Genomic DNA, 15270 nt, shown 5'->3' with positions numbered 1-15270 from the left:
GGGGGAGTCGTTCACGACTGGCCGCGGCCGCGGTCGCGCGGGGCCCACGGGGTGAGCACCCGGCCCGCGATCCGCACCACTTCGGAGAAGACGACGCCGAGCACGGCGACGCAGACGATGCCGACGAACATCACGTCGTTGCGGAACAGGGCGCGCGAGTCGAAGATCAGGTGGCCCAGTCCGTCGGCCGCCGCGATCTGCTCGGAGGCGACGATGACGAGGACCGCGACCCCGGCGGCGATGCGCGCGCCGACCAGGACGGCCGGGAGCGAGGCGGGCAGCAGGACGTGCCGGAACATCTGCCAGGGCGAGGCGCCGAAGACCTGCCCGGCGTCCCGGTGGCCGGACGGGACGGCGAGGACGGCGGCCATGGTCGAGATCCAGACGAAGAAGAAGACCGTGGCGGCGACCAGCGCGATCTGCGGTCCCTCGCCCAGGCCGAACATATTGAGGAAGACCGGCAGCAGGGCGAGTTTCGGGACTACGTAGAGGGCGTCCAGCAGCGGTTCCAGTGCGGCCCTGACCAGGGCGAGCGAGCCCATCAGCAGCCCCAGCGCGTAGCCGGCGACGGTCCCGACGGCGTATCCGGCGACGACCCGCTTGAGGGTGGCCCGGACATCGGGCCACAGCTCGCCGTCGGCCGCGCGGTCCCAGCCGTCCGCGAGGATGGTGGACGGCGCCGGGTAGACGCGCGCGTCGATCCAGGAGCGGGCGGCGGCCAACTGCCAGAGCAGCACGAGCACCAGCGGAACGGCGACGGCGAGAGCCACCTCCAGCGTGCGGCGCCTGCGATGGGCGCGTACGGGATGCAGCTCCCGGGGGCCGGGGCGGCGGACCAGCAACTGTTCGCCGGCGGCGGCGGGCTTCACCGTGGTGCTCATGTCCGCACCGCCCCGCTCGTGACCTCGCCGCGCAGCAGCTCCCACAGTTCGCTCTTGAGCGCGGTGAACTCGGGCGCGGAGCGGACGGCGCCGGTGCGCGGCCGGGCGAACGGCGGCCGGCGTTCGGCGATGATCCGGCCCGGACGGGCCGACATCACCAGCACCCGGTCGCCGAGCACCAGGGCCTCCTCCAGGCTGTGGGTGATGAAGAGCGTGGTGGTGCGGGTGGTCTGGGTGAGTTCCAGCAGCTCGTCCTGGAGGATCGTGCGCAACTGGGCGTCGAGCGCGGCGAAGGGCTCGTCCATCAGCAGCAGTTCGGGTTCCACGGCCAGCGCGCGGGCGATCGCCACGCGCTGGCGCATCCCGCCGGAGAGTTCGGCGGGGTAGGCACCGGCGAAGTCGGCCAGTCCCAGCCGGGCCAGCCAGTCGCGGGCCCGGCCGTCGGCCTCGCGACGCGGCACGCGCTGGATGTCGAGACCGAAGCGGACATTGGCCAGGACGGTCTTCCAGTCGTGGATCCCGTAGTCCTGGAAGATCATCGCGGCCGGACGCGGTGAGGCCGTCCGGATCGACAGCTCGCCCGCGCTGGGGCGGAGCAGGCCCGCGGCGATCCTCAGCAGCGTGGACTTGCCGCAGCCGGAGGGGCCGACGAGGCAGGTGAACTCACCGGGGGCGACATCGAGGTCGACGGGGCCGAGGGCGGCCAGGGCGCGGCTGCCGCGTCCGAAGGAGCGGGACAGGGCGCGGGCGCGCAGCTTGGGGGAGGTGGAGGGCGCGGCTGACGGGGGTGGGTTCGGGTGCGGGTCTCCCACGGGTCTCTCCTCGTACGGATCGAGGTGACCGGCCGTCCCGGGGGCGGCCGTGATCGCGGACGACGATATGACGACCCGTCAGATTCGGGAAGGGGGTGCGCACCGGATCGCCGGAGCCGGCGGGGTGCGGACAGCGCGCGACGCCCCCGCCGGGAGGCCGGCGGGGGCGTCGGTGGTGCGCGGTGGTTCAGCCGGTCGCGGCGCAGCTCGGGCAGATGCCCCGGTACGTCACCTCGACGCCGGAGACGGTGAAGCCGAAGCGCTCGCCGTCCGGAAGGTCGGCCAGCGGGTCGCCCGCGGGGTGCACGTCGCGGATCGCGCCGCACCGGCCGCACACCAGGTGGTGGTGGGGACGGTGGGCGTTCGGGTCGTAGCGCTTGGCCCGGCGGTCGGTCGTGACCTCGACGACCTCGCCGAGCGTCACCATCTCGCCCAGCGTGTTGTAGACGGTGGCGCGGGAGATCTCGGGCAGCCGGGCGACGGCGCGGGCGTGCACCTCGTCGGCCGTCAGATGCACATGGTCCCCGTCGAGGACCTCGGCCACGACGCGCCGCTGCGCCGTCATGCGCCAGCCGCGTCCGCGCAGTCGCTCCAGGAGGTCACTCATGCCCACCAGCCTAACAGTGGTGTGGACCAGGTCCCGAACTCGTGTGACTTTGGACCGCACATTGACTTGGACTTAGTCCAATGTAGGATCGATTTCACAGAAGGCAGGGACAGGCCGCGCACACCGGGACCGCATCGCGGGAGACCGGCGGCGCGGAAAGACGCAGGAGGCGCACGTGACACAGGGACCGCTCACCACGGAGGCCGGCGCACCGGTGGCCGACAACCAGAACAGCGAGACCGCCGGTGTCGGCGGCCCGGTCCTCGTCCAGGACCAGTCGCTGATGGAGAAGCTCGCCCACTTCAACCGGGAGCGCATTCCGGAGCGCGTGGTGCACGCCCGCGGCGCCGGCGCGTACGGCACGTTCACGCTCACCCGCGACGTCTCGCGGTGGACCCGGGCGAGGTTCCTCTCGGAGGTCGGCAAGCAGACCGAGACCTTCCTGCGGTTCTCCACCGTCGCGGGCAGCCTCGGCTCCGCCGACGCGGTGCGCGACCCGCGCGGCTTCGCGCTGAAGTTCTACACCGAGGACGGCAACTACGACCTCGTCGGCAACAACACCCCGGTGTTCTTTATCAAGGACGCCATCAAGTTCCCCGACTTCATCCACACCCAGAAGCGCGACCCGTACACCGGCTCGCAGGAGGCGGACAACGTCTGGGACTTCTGGGGGCTCTCACCCGAGTCCACCCACCAGGTGACCTGGCTCTTCGGCGACCGGGGCATCCCGGCGACGCTGCGCCACATGAACGGCTACGGCTCGCACACCTACCAGTGGAACAACGAGGCCGGCGAGGTCTTCTGGGTCAAGTACCACTTCAAGACCGACCAGGGGATCAAGAACCTCACCCAGGACGAGGCGAACAAGCTCGCCGGCGAGGACCCGGACAGCCACCAGCGGGATCTGCGCGAGGCCATCGAGCGCGGCGACTTCCCGTCCTGGACCGTGCAGGTCCAGATCATGCCGGCGGCCGAGGCGGCGACGTACCGCTTCAACCCGTTCGACCTCACCAAGGTGTGGCCGCACGCCGACTACCCGCCGATCGAGATCGGGAAGCTGGAGCTCAACCGCAACCCCGAGAACGTCTTCGCCGAGGTCGAGCAGTCGGTCTTCAGCCCGGCGCACTTCGTGCCCGGCATCGGCCCGTCCCCGGACAAGATGCTCCAGGGCCGCCTCTTCGCGTACGGCGACGCGCACCGCTACCGCGTCGGCATCAACGCCGACCACCTGCCGGTCAACCGCCCGCACGCCGCCGAGGCGCGCACCAACAGCCGCGACGGCTATCTCTACGACGGCCGCCACCGGGGTGCGAAGAACTACGAGCCGAACAGCTTCGGCGGACCGGCCCAGACCGGCCGCCCGCTGTGGGAGCCCATACCGGTCACGGGCGGCACCGGCTCCCAGGCGGCCCCGTCGCACGCCGAGGACGACGACTTCGTGCAGGCCGGCGCCCTCTACCGGCTCTACTCCGAGGACGAGAAGGCCCGGCTGATCGACAACCTCGCCGGCTTCATCGCCAAGGTCTCGCGCGACGAGATCGCCGAGCGCGCGATCGGCAACTTCCGGCAGGCCGACGCCGATTTCGGCAAGCGGCTGGAGGCCGCCGTCCGCGAACGGCGCGGCTGACCGGGGGCGGGCCTCAGCCCGCCAGCTCCACCGGACGGCGCCGGGCCGGCGTCCAGCAGCGGATGATGTCGCGCACCGAGACGATGCCGACCGGTCCGTCGCCGTCCAGCACGACCAGATGCCGGAACCCGCCGTGCGTCATGGCCTCCGCCGCCTCCTCCAGGGTCCAGGTGGGGGCGGCGAAGACCACCTCGGTGGTGGTGTGGGCGGAGGCGGTCTCCGTGTCGGGGTCCTGGCCCGATCCGACCGCGTCGAGGATGTCGCGCTCGGTGAGGATGCCGAGCCCGCAGGTATCGGGATCGTGGACCACGGCGGCTCCGATCCGGCGCGCCGACATCAGTCGGGCGGCGTGGCGCAGGGTGTGGGCCGGGCCGATGGTCAGGACCAGCGTGCTCATGGCGTCTCGGACGAGCATGGGGGAGCCACCTCCTTCGTGAACCGGCCACGTGAGCCGATTCACAAGTTCACAAGCGGGGGGACTCTCAGGGTCGCACCGATGCGGTACGGCAACAAGGGGTGGTGAGGGACGTTCGAGGGGCGCGCGGTGGTGCGGCACGCCCCTCAAACGCCGGTTCGGGCCGGGCGCGGCCCTTCCCTCAGTAGCGCTGGTTCAGATACCCCAGCAGTTCGTGGTGGAGCGTTCCGTTCGACGCCGCCGCGTTCCCGCTGTGCGGGCCGTCGACGCCGTCGAGGCCGGTGAACCGGCCGCCCGCCTCCTCCACGATGATCGCGTTGGCCGCCATGTCCCACAGGGACAGCTCCGGCTCCGCGCAGATGTCGATGGAACCCTCGGCGACCATCATGTACGGCCAGAAGTCGCCGTAGCCGCGCGTGCGCCAGCAGGCCCGGGTCAGGTCCAGGAAGCCGTCGAGCCGGCCCTGCTCCTCCCAGCCGGTCAGCGAGGAGTACGCGAACGAGGCGTCCGCGATCCGCTCCACCTTGGAGACGTGCAGCCGGCTCGCGGAGGTCAGGCTGCGGCCGGTGAACGCGCCCGCCCCCTTCGCCGCCCACCAGCGCCGGTTCAGCGCCGGCGCCGACACCACGCCGACCACCGGCCGGAAGCCCTGCTCCCCGGCCTCCATCAGCGAGATGAGCGTCGCCCAGACGGGGACGCCGCGCACGTAGTTCTTTGTGCCGTCGATCGGGTCGACCACCCAGCGGCGCGGACCCGTGCCCTCGATCCCGTACTCCTCGCCGAGGATCGCGTCCCGTGGCCGTGCCCGCTGGAGATGGCCGCGGATCAGCTCCTCGGCGGCCTTGTCGGCCTCGCTCACCGGCGTCATGTCCGGCTTGGTCTCGACCTTGAGGTCCAGGGCCTTGAACCGGTCCATCGTCGCGGCGTCGGCGGCGTCCGCCAGCACATGGGCGAGGCGCAGATCATCGTGGTAATCGGGCATGCGGTCACAGTATCCACCGCCGCCGGGGGCGGGCCACAGGGTCCCGGGGGCCGCGAGGACCCTTGACAGCACCGGAGACCCGCTCAAATCTGAAACGAGGATCCCTGGGGCTTCGGGTGCGTGGCGGTCCGGGAGGCGACGATGCCGACGGCGCGGGAGGCACTGCTGGACGCCGCGCGCGCGGCGCTGTCCGCCCGGCCCTGGCCCGCCGTGCGCATGGTCGAGGTGGCCGCTGCGGCCGGGGTCTCCCGGCAGACCCTCCACAACGAGTTCGGCGGCAAGGACGGACTGGCCGCCGCCCTCGTCGCGGGCGCCGCCGCCGGCTATCTCTCCGGTGCCGAACGCGCCCTGGCGGCCCCCGGCTCCCCCGGCGACCGGCTGGCCGCCCTCGCCGCCTGGACCGTCCGCGCCACCCGGGCCGACGCCCTGGTCGCGGCCCTGCTCACCGGCCACTGGGACGCGCGCCTGCCGCGTCCCGCCGCCCTGTCCCGGCACCTTCCGCCCCGGGCCCGCCGCCACGACGGCGCCGGGCCGCCGAGCCCCGCCGAACTCCTCGGCCGGGTCCGCGACCGCGCCGTCGCCGTACTCACCGCCGAACACCCCGCCCGCGATCCGGTCGCTACCGCCGTGACCTGCGAACTCGCGCTGCGGCTCGCCCTCTCCTACGCCCTGGTGCCCCCGCCCCCGGGGCTGCCGGGCGACGGAATGCCGCTGGTGCGGAACGTGGTGGACCGGCTGCCGGACGTGGCCGCCTGAGCGGGGCGCTGCGGACGGATCAGTGGGACGAGCCGGAGAGCTGGAGGCCGATGACCCCGAGGATGACCAGCGAGATCGAGACCAGCTTCAGCGTGGAGACCACGTCGTTGAGGAAGACCATGCCGTAGATCGCGGTCCCGGCCGCTCCGATCCCGGTCCACACCGCGTACGCGGGCCCCACGTCGAGCTTCTTCAGCGACAGGGTCAGCAGACCGAAACTCCCCAGGGCGAACGCGGCGAAGGCGATGGTCGGCCAGAGCCGGGTGAAGCCGTGCGAGAGCTTGAGGCAGACCGCGAAGCCGGTCTCCAGCAGTCCCGCGACCACGACCAGCAGCCACGCCATCGTCAGTGCCCTCCCACGTCGGTGGCCGCCCAGGGCCGTTGGGCGTGATTATGCACTTACCGGTCGCGGGTGATCGCAAACGTCGCCGGGCCGGTCACCGCGCGTCGGCCCGCCCGGCGGGGGTCAGTCGCCCTCGCGCCGCTCCCGGGTGTCCAGCAGCCGCCGGAGCGAGTCCAGCCGCGCCGGATCCGCGTGCCCGGCCGCCACCCAGGCGTCCAGCGCGCATTCCGGTTGCCGGCTGTCGTGGGTGCAGCCGCGCGGGCACTCCTCGGCGCCCGGCTGGAGGTCGGGGAAGGCGTTGATGACCCGGGAGGGGTCGATGTGGTTCAACCCGAAGGACCGGACGCCGGGGGTGTCGATCACCCAGCCCCGGTAGTCCGGCAGCGGCAGGGCGAGCGCCGAGGTGGTGGTGTGCCGGCCCCGGCCGGTGACCGCGTTGACGACCCCGGTGGTGCGCCGCCTGTCACGCGGCACGAGCGCGTTGACCAGGGTGGTCTTGCCGACGCCGGAGTGGCCGACGAAGGCGGTGACCCGGTCGTTCAGCTGCTCGCGGACCCGCTCCGCCGCGTCCCCGTTCTCCAGTTCCTCGCGGCTGGTCACGACAAACGGGACGCCCAGCGGGGTGTACGCCTCCAGCAGCCTGTCCGGTGGGGCGAGGTCGGACTTGGTCAGGACGAGGAGCGGTGAGAGCCCGCCGTCGTACGCCGCCACCAGACAGCGGTCGATCATGCGCGGGCGGGGTTCCGGATCGGCCAGCGCGGTGACGATGGCCAACTGGTCGGCGTTGGCCACCACCACGCGCTCGAACGGGTCGTCGTCGTCCGCCGTCCGGCGCAGCACCGAGCGGCGCTCACCGATGCGGACGATCCGCGCCAGGGTGTCCTTCTCGCCGGAGAGATCACCGACCAGCGAGACGGTGTCGCCCACCACCGCGGCCTTGCGGCCCAGTTCGCGGGCCTTCATCGCCATGACCGTGCGGCCGTCGACCAGGCAGGTCAGCCGGCCGCGGTCCACGGTCAGGACCATGCCGTCCTCGGCGTCCTCGTGCTTGGGACGGATGTTCGTCCGCGGCCGGTTGCCCTTGCGGTTGGGGCGGACGCGGACGTCGTCCTCGTCGGGGTTCTTGCCGTAGCGGCGCATCTCTCAGGCCCCGAGCATTCCGGTCCACATCTGCGGGAAGTCGGGCAGGGTCTTGGCGGTCGTCGCCACGTTCTCGATCTCCACTCCGGGGACGGCAAGGCCGATGATCGACCCCGCGGTGGCCATCCGGTGGTCGTCGTACGTATGGAAGGTACCGCCGTGCAGCGGCCGGGGCCGGATGCGGAGGCCGTCCGCGGTCTCGGTGACGTCGCCGCCGAGCTCGTTGATCTCCTTGGTGAGGGCGGCCAGCCGGTCCGTCTCGTGGAGCCGCAGATGGGCCACGCCGCTCAGGGTGGACGGGGAGTCGGCCAGGGCGGCGACGGCGGCGATGCCCGGGGTCAGCTCGCCCACCTCGCCGAGGTCGACGTCGATGCCGTGGATCCGGCCCGATCCGGTGAAGGTCAGACCGTGCTCGGTCAGCTCGCAGGAGCCGCCCATCGCGGTGAAGATCTCGCGCAGCGCGTCACCGGGCTGGGTGGTGCGCAGCGGCCAGTCGGGGACGGTGACCCGGCCCCCGGTGACCAGCGCCGCGGCCAGGAACGGCTGGGCGTTGGACAGGTCCGGCTCGATGGTCAGATCGCGGCCCAGCAGCGCCGAGGGGGAGACCCGCCAGACGTTCGGCTCGCCGCCGGTCTCCGGCTCGTCGACCTGGGCGCCGACGGCCCGCAGCATGTCGACGGTCATCCGGATGTGGGGCAGGGAGGGCAGCCGCTCGCCGGTGTGGCGGACCTCGACGCCCTGGTTGAAGCGCGGCGCCGACAGCAGCAGCGCCGAGACGAACTGGGATGACGAGGAGGCGTCGATCGCCACCGGTCCGCCGTCCAGCGCCCCGCCGCCGTGCACGGTCATCGGCAGCCGGCCCCGGCCGTCGTCGTCGATCCGGGCGCCGAGGCCCCGCAGGGCGTCGATGACCCCGGTCAGCGGGCGCTCGTGGGAGCGGGGGTCGCCGTCGAAGCGGACCGGGCCGTTCGCCAGCGTCGCCACCGGCGGCAGGAAGCGCATCACCGTGCCGGCGTTGCCGACGTCGACGGTGACCGCGCCGCGCAGACCGGCCGGGATGACCCGCCATGCCTCGCCGGAGCCGCCGCCGGACGAGCTGGAGGACACCGTCTCCTCGATGCCGACGCCCATCGCGCGCAGCGCGTCGGCCATCAGCAGGGTGTCGCGCGAGCGCAGCGGGCGGCGCAGCCACCCCGGTTCGGCGGCGAGCGCGGCCAGCACCAGCGCGCGGTTGGTGACCGACTTCGATCCGGGCACGGTGACGGTGGCGTCGACGGGGCCGCTCGCGTGAGGGGCGGGCCACAGGGCAGGGTGCACGGAACTTTCGGTCATGGCCTCACTTTAGTGGCTCCGAACGAACCTCGATTTCGATCAAATGCGATGAAATCCGGACGTAACCCTGACGTGGCAGGGAGCCGCCGCGCGTCCCTCGTACCGGTTCACAGCCCCAGCAGCCAGCGCCCGCCGCCGATCAGCGAGCAGAGGGACACCGCGTGGAACAGGAACAGCCACAGTGCCGCCGGAACGTCCGTCAGCCGGGAGAGCTGGTCCGCGTCCGAGTCCGGGGCGCCGCCGCGCCGCCGCTTGGACTGGAGCTCGAAGGGCGGCCGCACCCCGCCCATCAGCAGGAACCACACCACGCTGTACGCGAACAGCGACTGCCAGGCCGCGGAGGCCAGCCACGACATCAGCAGGAAGAGCGAACCGGTGAAGATCACCGCCAGCGCCCCGTACACATTGCGGATCATCACCAGCATCACCGCGAGCAGCGCCGTGGCCAGCCAGAGCAGCAGGGTGATCCGTCCGTTCACCAGCAGCCAGGCCCCGCCCAGTCCGAGGAGCGAGGGTGCGGTGTAGCCCGCCGCGGCCGTCAGGACCATGCCGATGCCGGTCGGCCTGCCCCGGCTCACCGTCAGCCCGCTGGTGTCCGAGTGCAGCCGGATGCCCGAGAGCTGCCGCCCGGTGAGCAGGGCGATCAGTCCGTGGCCGCCCTCGTGGGCGATGGTGATCGTGGTGCGCGTGAGCCGCCATATGACATTCGGTACGACGGCGGACATCGCCGCCGCGGCCGTCACCACCACCAGCCACTGCTCCGGGGCGGGCTGGGTGCCGAAGACGCGGTCCCACAGGTGACCGAGGTCGGTGCTGTCCATGGTGCGGGCGGCTCCTTGCGCTGTTGGCGTCCGGGCGGGGTGGCGGTCGTGGCAGTCTGGCACTTATGTGCGGACGGTATGCAGCGAGTCGGCGGCCCGAGGACCTGACCGGACTCTTCCAGGTGGAGAAGTGGGAGCCGGCCGAGGAGCTGGAACCCGATTACAACGTGGCGCCGACCAAGGAGGTCTACGCCGTACTGGAGCGTCCTCTCAAAGACGCCGACGACCCCCGTCCGGTTCGCCAGCTGCGCGCCCTGAGGTGGGGGCTCGTCCCCTCCTGGGCCAAGAACCCCGACGGCGCCGCCCGGATGATCAACGCACGCGCCGAGACGCTCCACGAGAAGCCGTCCTTCCGCCGCCCCTTCTCCGCCCGGCGCTGCATCCTGCCCGCCGACGGCTATTACGAGTGGGTGACCGGCGCCGAGGAACGGCAGCTGGAGGAGAAGGGCCGCAGGAAGCGCCCCCGCAAGCAGCCGTACTTCGTGACCCCCGCCGACGGTTCGGTCTTCGCCATGGCCGGGCTGTACGAGTTCTGGCGCGACCGGACCCTGCCGGACGACCACCCCCGGGCCTGGTGGGTCACCTGCTCGGTCATCACGACCGAGGCCGAGACCACCCCGCTCGCCGTCGCCCCCGCCGACGGCCCGTCCGCCCTCGCCGACATCCACCCCCGGATGCCGCTCATGCTCACCCCCGACCGCTGGGACGCCTGGCTGGACCCCGCCCGCACCGACACGGACGAACTGCGCGGACTGCTCACGCCCCCGCCCGGCGGCCTGATGCGCGCCTACCCGGTGCCCACCGCCGTCAGCAACGTCCGCAACAACGGCCCCGAACTCCTGGAGGAACTGGCCGCCCCCGAGGTGGGCACCCTCTTCTGAACGACGCGCCGGACCCCGGCCCGCCGACCCCGGCTTGGTTGGATGGGCGGGTGAAAGCCTCCGAGACACAGCCCCGCACCGAGACGGTCGAGACCGAGGCCGGGGCCGCCCGGATCACCTGGGTGCCCGCCGCACGCCCCCGCCTGGTCCTCGCGCTCGGCCACGGCGTCGGCGGCGGCATCGAGGCCCGCGATCTGAGGGCCCTGGCCGCCGCCCTCCCCGCGCACGGGGTGACCGTCGCCCTGGTGGAGCAGCCCTGGCGGGTCGCCGGGAAGAAGCTCGCGCCGGCCCCCAAGACCCTGGACACCGCTTGGCGCGGGCTCTGGCCGGCGCTGGCCGCCCCCGGGCTCCCCGTCGTCGCGGGCGGCCGCAGCGCCGGGGCCCGGGTCGCCTGCCGCACCGCGGCCGGGCTCGGCGCCCGCGCGGTCCTCGCCCTGAGCTTCCCGCTGCACCCGCCCGGCCGCCCCGAGAAGACCCGCGCCGACGAACTCCTCGGCACCGGCCTGCCCACGCTCGTCGTCCAGGGCGGCAACGACCCGTTCGGCCGTCCCGGCGAATTCCCGCCGGGCGACTACCGGACGGCCGAGGTGCCGTACGGCGACCACGGCTTCGCCGTCCCGAAGAAATCCGGTCTGACCGAGGCTCAGACGATGGAGGTGCTCACCACCGCGGTGGCCGACTGGCTGGCCGGAATCGAGTGATCCACACCTCGGGAATGCCGGGTGGACGACCGCTGTTGTTCCGGACGTCGGTACACCAACGTCGTATGTGGAGAGGGAGTCCGTCGCATGGGTTCGACCATCTGCCCGCGCCGCTCGAACGCCGCTGACCTGGAGTGGACGGTGCTGCATGCGGCCAGGACCACTCCCGAGCGGACCCGGAGCGGCTCGAATCGACCCGCCGCCGCGGACCAAGGTCGACTATTCTCCGATGCGAGCGGCCCCGGTCTCGCGGCCGCCACAGCGTTGGAGGAGGTGGGTCCGGTCACAGGGACCGACACAGGGACCGACGACGGCCGCCCGCAGGAGACGACCGCCGAGCGGAACGCGCGCTTCGAGCGCGACGCGCTGGGCTTCCTCGACCAGATGTACTCGGCCGCGCTGCGCATGACGCGCAACCCCGCGGACGCCGAGGACCTGGTCCAGGAGACCTACGCGAAGGCTTACGGTTCCTTCCACCAGTTCCGTGAGGGCACCAACCTCAAGGCGTGGATGTACCGCATCCTCACCAACACCTTCATCAACTCGTACCGCAAGAAGCAGCGCGAACCCCAGCGCAGCGCCGCCGAGGAGATCGAGGACTGGCAGCTGGCGCGTGCCGAGTCGCACATGTCGACCGGTCTGCGGTCCGCCGAGTCCCAGGCGCTCGACCACCTTCCCGACTCCGACGTGAAGGCCGCGCTGCAGGCGATCCCCGAGGAGTTCCGCATCGCGGTCTATCTCGCCGATGTAGAGGGCTTTGCCTACAAGGAGATCGCGGACATCATGGGAACCCCCATCGGTACGGTGATGTCCCGACTGCACCGGGGCCGCCGTCAACTGCGCGGCATGCTGGAGGACTACGCCCGTGACCGCGGGCTCGTCCCGGCCGGCGCGGGTGAGTCGGACGATCGGAAAGGCTCGGGCTCATGAGCTGTGGAGAGCCGCACGAGACGGAGTGCGCAGAGGTCCTCGACCACCTCTACGAGTTCCTGGACCGGGAGATGCCGGACAGTGACTGCACCAAGTTCGAGGTGCACTTCGGCGAGTGCTCGCCCTGCCTGGAGAAGTACGGCCTGGAGCAGGCCGTGAAGAAGCTCGTCAAGCGCTGCTGCGGCCAGGACGACGTCCCGGCCGATCTGCGCTCGAAGGTGATGGGGCGGATCGAGCTGATCCGGTCCGGGCAGGTGGTGCCCGACCAGGACGTCGCGGTGGCCGACAGCGAACGGCCGACCGCCGCCAAGGACTGAGCATCACCCGAACGTGCTAATCGCCGGCGACTCCGCTCGGCCGCCGGCCCCCGCTCGTTAGCCTGGCGCCTCCATTGGCGACCTGGGGGGCGGGCGGATCGCGTGAGAGCCACACGGCGCGCGGCGTGGACGCACATCCTGGCCGTCGCCCTCCTCGCCTCCGGGTGCGCCCTGCCCGCGCTGCTCCCCGGCGCGGGCACCCCCTGGGCCACCGTCGGACTGCTGGCCGGGCTCTACCTCCTGTGCGAGCTGCCCGGCCGCCTCCCCTTCTCCGGCGGCGCAGTGCCGGTCACCGCCGGATCGTTCTTCCCGCTGCTGCTCGCCGCCGCCTTCCTGCTGCCGCCCGCCGCCGCCGCGCTCGTCGCGGTCCCCGGCTCCCTGGCCGGCCGCGTCGAGAAGACCCCGGCCGCCGCCCGCCGCGTCTGGCGGGCGGCGCAGCTCGCCGTCTCCGTCTGGGCGGCCTCGGCCGTGCACGCCCTGCTCGGCGGGGGCGGCGCTCTGCCCGGCGCCCTGCTCCCCGCCTCTGCCGCGGCGGCCGTCTTCAGCCTCGTCCTGACCGCCCTGGACGGCTCGATCCTGGTCGTCGCCGAACACCTGCCGCCGGCCCGCGCCTGGAGCGGACTGCTGCCGCGCGCCCTGGGCCCGCACCTGGTCCACGGACTCGCCGGACTGATGATGGCGGTCCTCTGGACCAGCTCCTACGGGCCGCCGGCCGCGCTCTTCGTCCTGCTTCCCATGTACCTCTCCTGCTGGGTCTTCGCCCAGTACCACCGGGAGGAAGCCGCGCACCGGGCGACGATCCGGGCCCTGGTGCAGGCCGTCGACATCAAGGACACCTACACCCGGGGCCACGGCGAACGCGTCGGCCGCGCGTCCGTCCTGATCGCCCGGGAGCTGGGCATGGCCCGCGACCGCGTCGAGCTGCTGCGCTTCGCCGGGATCCTGCACGACGTCGGCAAGCTCGGCGTGCCCACCCGGGTGCTGCGCAAGGACGGCCCGCTCACCCCCCAGGAGCGCCGGGTGATCGAACTGCACCCGGAGTACGGCCACGAGATCGTCCGGGGCATCGGCTTCCTCGGCGAGGCGCGCGCCGCGATCCTCCACCACCACGAACGGCTCGACGGCAGCGGCTACCCCTACGGGCTGTCCGGCCGGCGGATCCCCGAGTTCGCCCGCGTCGTCGCCGTCGCCGATGCCTTCGACGCCATGACCTCGACCCGGTCCTACCGGCCGGGCCGGCCGGTCCCGGCCGCCCTGGAGGAACTCAAACGGTGTGCCGGCACCCAGTTCGACCCGCAGATGGTCCGGGCGCTCGCGCGCGGCCTGGAACGGCACGGCTGGGCGCCCGACGCGGTCACCGGCGACGAACTCCCCGGCCCCCGGCACGCGGCGCGCCGTGTCCGCCCGGACGCCCCGGCGGACCTGCCGCCGTCCCGGACGTCCGAGCGGTGAGCGCCGCCCTGTGCGTACGGGGCGCGGCCCTCGCGCTCTGTCTCGCCGCGCTCGCGCACACCCTCTGGAACGGCGTCCACCAGCCGGGCCACGCCCTCGCCTTCGGGGTGCTCATCACCGTCGGCGAGCTGGCCCGGTGGGGCGCCCTGCCGCAGGAGCGGGAGCCCGCGCCGCTCGGGGCCGCCGGCGCCCTCGCGTACGCGCTGCTCGGCCGCAGCGGCGGGGAGCCCACCGGCCACGGCGCGCTCCAGGTGATCGCCGTCCTCGTCGCGGCCCAGCTCGTCGCCTCCGTCCCGCACATCGCACGCGGCAGCGGGCCGGGACCCGACCGGGCGGCCCGCAGGATTCTCACCGTGGCCTTCGCCGCGGTCTGCTTCCAGCCGCTCCACCACTCCGGCCGCTCGGCGTCCTGGTTCGGCGACGGACCGTCCTACGCGGCCTTCCTGCTGGTGCTGCTCGGACTCACCGCCCTGTGCGACGCGGTGCTCGGTGCCCTGCTCGTACGCTCCCGCGCGGTGCCGCGAGGGTCGCGCGCCGCGGGCGCCACCCCCCTCCCGTACGGCCCGCTGCTCCGCGAGGAACTGCGCGGGCTGCTGGGCATCGGCTCGGCGGTCTGCGCCACGGGCGCGGTGATGGCGCTCGGGGTGGCCGCCGCCGGGCTGTGGGCGCTGCCCGTGCTGTGCGTTCCCCTGCTGCTCACCCAGGTGTCGTTCCGCCGCTTCACGGCGGTGCGCACCACCTATCGGCAGACCATCGCCTCGCTGGCCCGCGCCACCGAGATCGCCGGATACACCCCGCACGGCCACGCCCTCCGGGTGGCCGGGCTCTGCACGGCCGTGGGGCGGGAGATGGGGCTCCGCGGCAGCGAGCTGACCGTCCTGGAGTACGCGGCCCTGATGCACGACATCGGCCAGCTCTCGCTCGTCGACCCGGTCCCGGACGGGGCGACCGCGCTGCTGCCCACCGCCGAGCAGCGCCGGATCGCCCTGCTCGGCGGGGCGGTGGTGCGGCAGACCGGGGTGGACCCGCGGGTGGCCGTGGTCGTGGAGCGGCAGGCCGACCCCTACCGCGAGCAGCCGCTGTCCGCCAGGATCGTCCGGGCGGTGAACGCATACGACGACCTGAGCGGGGAAGGTCTCAGCGGGCCGCTCGGCGCGCTGGAACAGCTCAGGCTCGGGACGGGCCGCGACTACCAGCCCCAGGTCGTGGAATCGCTCGCCCGGGTTCTCGCCAGGGGCGGTCTGACCCCTGTCCCACCTGGGTAACCCATGGG

17 protein-coding genes are annotated in these 15270 nt (G+C 73.0%); 8 read left to right on the top strand and 9 right to left on the bottom strand.

The window, feature by feature from the left end; genetic code table 11:
- Positions 1–11: 11 nt before the first annotated feature.
- The 3 genes from ACWCXC_RS09100 to ACWCXC_RS09090 all read right to left on the bottom strand — a co-directional run bounded on the left by ACWCXC_RS09100 (position 12) and on the right by ACWCXC_RS09090 (position 2300).
- Positions 12–881 (bottom strand): ABC transporter permease, encoded by an 870-nt coding sequence (locus ACWCXC_RS09100; protein ID WP_450887681.1) that lies wholly within the window; start codon positions 879–881, stop codon positions 12–14.
- Entirely contained in the window at positions 878–1693 is an 816-nt protein-coding gene (locus ACWCXC_RS09095; RefSeq protein ID WP_450684255.1) for an ABC transporter ATP-binding protein, read from the bottom strand. Before ACWCXC_RS09095 ends, ACWCXC_RS09100 begins: the two co-directional genes overlap by 4 nt.
- 187 nt (positions 1694–1880) lie before the next feature.
- Complete coding sequence (locus ACWCXC_RS09090) at positions 1881–2300, bottom strand: Fur family transcriptional regulator (RefSeq protein ID WP_383634775.1); 420 nt, start codon at positions 2298–2300, stop codon at positions 1881–1883.
- 175 nt (positions 2301–2475) lie between these two features.
- On the opposite strand from ACWCXC_RS09090, the gene ACWCXC_RS09085 reads away from it, so the two are divergent.
- Positions 2476–3927 carry a catalase gene (locus tag ACWCXC_RS09085; RefSeq protein ID WP_450684254.1) on the top strand — a complete coding sequence of 484 codons (1452 nt, stop codon included), beginning with the start codon at positions 2476–2478 and terminating at the stop codon, positions 3925–3927.
- Between the two features lie 13 nt (positions 3928–3940).
- Here ACWCXC_RS09085 and ACWCXC_RS09080 read toward each other — a convergent pair whose 3' ends face one another.
- Together ACWCXC_RS09080 and hisN are read right to left on the bottom strand one after the other, a co-directional pair.
- Positions 3941–4342 carry a CBS domain-containing protein gene (locus ACWCXC_RS09080; protein ID WP_450684253.1) on the bottom strand — a complete coding sequence of 134 codons (402 nt, stop codon included), beginning with the start codon at positions 4340–4342 and terminating at the stop codon, positions 3941–3943.
- A gap of 181 nt (positions 4343–4523) precedes the next feature.
- On the bottom strand, positions 4524–5324 hold the full coding sequence (gene hisN / locus ACWCXC_RS09075) for a histidinol-phosphatase (protein ID WP_450684252.1): 801 nt from the start codon (positions 5322–5324) through the stop codon (positions 4524–4526).
- A 141-nt stretch (positions 5325–5465) separates the two neighbouring features.
- Between hisN and ACWCXC_RS09070 the strand changes: the two genes are divergently transcribed.
- The gene (locus ACWCXC_RS09070) at positions 5466–6080 is read left to right on the top strand and encodes a TetR family transcriptional regulator (protein WP_450887677.1); all 615 of its coding nucleotides are present in this window, start codon (positions 5466–5468) and stop codon (positions 6078–6080) included.
- A gap of 19 nt (positions 6081–6099) precedes the next feature.
- On the opposite strand, the gene ACWCXC_RS09065 is transcribed toward ACWCXC_RS09070, so the two are convergent.
- The 4 genes from ACWCXC_RS09065 to ACWCXC_RS09050 all read right to left on the bottom strand — a co-directional run bounded on the left by ACWCXC_RS09065 (position 6100) and on the right by ACWCXC_RS09050 (position 9716).
- Entirely contained in the window at positions 6100–6423 is a 324-nt protein-coding gene (locus ACWCXC_RS09065) for a DMT family transporter (RefSeq protein ID WP_450887675.1), read from the bottom strand.
- Between the two features lie 123 nt (positions 6424–6546).
- Entirely contained in the window at positions 6547–7563 is a 1017-nt protein-coding gene (gene rsgA, locus ACWCXC_RS09060; protein WP_450887673.1) for a ribosome small subunit-dependent GTPase A, read from the bottom strand.
- A 3-nt stretch (positions 7564–7566) separates the two neighbouring features.
- Complete coding sequence (aroA, locus tag ACWCXC_RS09055; RefSeq protein WP_450684248.1) at positions 7567–8895, bottom strand: 3-phosphoshikimate 1-carboxyvinyltransferase; 1329 nt, start codon at positions 8893–8895, stop codon at positions 7567–7569.
- 107 nt (positions 8896–9002) lie between these two features.
- Positions 9003–9716 (bottom strand): M50 family metallopeptidase, encoded by a 714-nt coding sequence (locus ACWCXC_RS09050; protein ID WP_450887670.1) that lies wholly within the window; start codon positions 9714–9716, stop codon positions 9003–9005.
- A gap of 65 nt (positions 9717–9781) precedes the next feature.
- Between ACWCXC_RS09050 and ACWCXC_RS09045 the strand changes: the two genes are divergently transcribed.
- The 6 genes from ACWCXC_RS09045 to ACWCXC_RS09020 all read left to right on the top strand — a co-directional run bounded on the left by ACWCXC_RS09045 (position 9782) and on the right by ACWCXC_RS09020 (position 15262).
- Positions 9782–10597 (top strand): SOS response-associated peptidase, encoded by an 816-nt coding sequence (locus tag ACWCXC_RS09045; RefSeq protein ID WP_450685017.1) that lies wholly within the window; start codon positions 9782–9784, stop codon positions 10595–10597.
- Positions 10598–10647: 50 nt separating this feature from the next.
- Complete coding sequence (locus ACWCXC_RS09040) at positions 10648–11298, top strand: alpha/beta hydrolase family protein (RefSeq protein WP_450685018.1); 651 nt, start codon at positions 10648–10650, stop codon at positions 11296–11298.
- Between the two features lie 273 nt (positions 11299–11571).
- Positions 11572–12228: a sigma-70 family RNA polymerase sigma factor gene (locus ACWCXC_RS09035; protein WP_383635423.1), complete on the top strand. Its 657-nt coding sequence runs from the start codon at positions 11572–11574 to the stop codon at positions 12226–12228.
- Positions 12225–12545 carry a mycothiol system anti-sigma-R factor gene (rsrA, locus tag ACWCXC_RS09030; RefSeq protein ID WP_450685019.1) on the top strand — a complete coding sequence of 107 codons (321 nt, stop codon included), beginning with the start codon at positions 12225–12227 and terminating at the stop codon, positions 12543–12545. Before ACWCXC_RS09035 ends, rsrA begins: the two co-directional genes overlap by 4 nt.
- Before the next feature lie 102 nt (positions 12546–12647).
- Positions 12648–13997 carry an HD-GYP domain-containing protein gene (locus tag ACWCXC_RS09025; protein ID WP_450887667.1) on the top strand — a complete coding sequence of 450 codons (1350 nt, stop codon included), beginning with the start codon at positions 12648–12650 and terminating at the stop codon, positions 13995–13997.
- Positions 13994–15262, top strand: coding sequence for an HD-GYP domain-containing protein (locus tag ACWCXC_RS09020; RefSeq protein ID WP_450887665.1), 1269 nt, complete (start codon positions 13994–13996; stop codon positions 15260–15262). The genes ACWCXC_RS09025 and ACWCXC_RS09020 overlap by 4 nt, the downstream gene beginning before the upstream one ends.
- Positions 15263–15270: the final 8 nt, after the last annotated feature.

It is taken from the genome of Streptomyces sp. NPDC001515, from assembly GCF_053597115.1.
Note: the sequence above shows the minus strand (reverse complement) of the source record. Positions and strands in the feature narration are given on the sequence as shown.

Coding starts and splice junctions, on each gene's coding strand:
- ACWCXC_RS09100 (WP_450887681.1), bottom strand. CDS start 881: ATGAGCACCACGGTGAAGCCCGCCGCCGCCGGCGAACAGTTGCTGGTC.
- ACWCXC_RS09090 (WP_383634775.1), bottom strand. CDS start 2,300: ATGAGTGACCTCCTGGAGCGACTGCGCGGACGCGGCTGGCGCATGACG.
- ACWCXC_RS09080 (WP_450684253.1), bottom strand. CDS start 4,342: ATGCTCGTCCGAGACGCCATGAGCACGCTGGTCCTGACCATCGGCCCG.
- hisN (WP_450684252.1), bottom strand. CDS start 5,324: ATGCCCGATTACCACGATGATCTGCGCCTCGCCCATGTGCTGGCGGAC.
- ACWCXC_RS09070 (WP_450887677.1), top strand. CDS start 5,466: ATGCCGACGGCGCGGGAGGCACTGCTGGACGCCGCGCGCGCGGCGCTG.
- ACWCXC_RS09065 (WP_450887675.1), bottom strand. CDS start 6,423: ATGGCGTGGCTGCTGGTCGTGGTCGCGGGACTGCTGGAGACCGGCTTC.
- rsgA (WP_450887673.1), bottom strand. CDS start 7,563: ATGCGCCGCTACGGCAAGAACCCCGACGAGGACGACGTCCGCGTCCGC.
- aroA (WP_450684248.1), bottom strand. CDS start 8,895: ATGACCGAAAGTTCCGTGCACCCTGCCCTGTGGCCCGCCCCTCACGCG.
- ACWCXC_RS09050 (WP_450887670.1), bottom strand. CDS start 9,716: ATGGACAGCACCGACCTCGGTCACCTGTGGGACCGCGTCTTCGGCACC.
- ACWCXC_RS09045 (WP_450685017.1), top strand. CDS start 9,782: ATGTGCGGACGGTATGCAGCGAGTCGGCGGCCCGAGGACCTGACCGGA.
- rsrA (WP_450685019.1), top strand. CDS start 12,225: ATGAGCTGTGGAGAGCCGCACGAGACGGAGTGCGCAGAGGTCCTCGAC.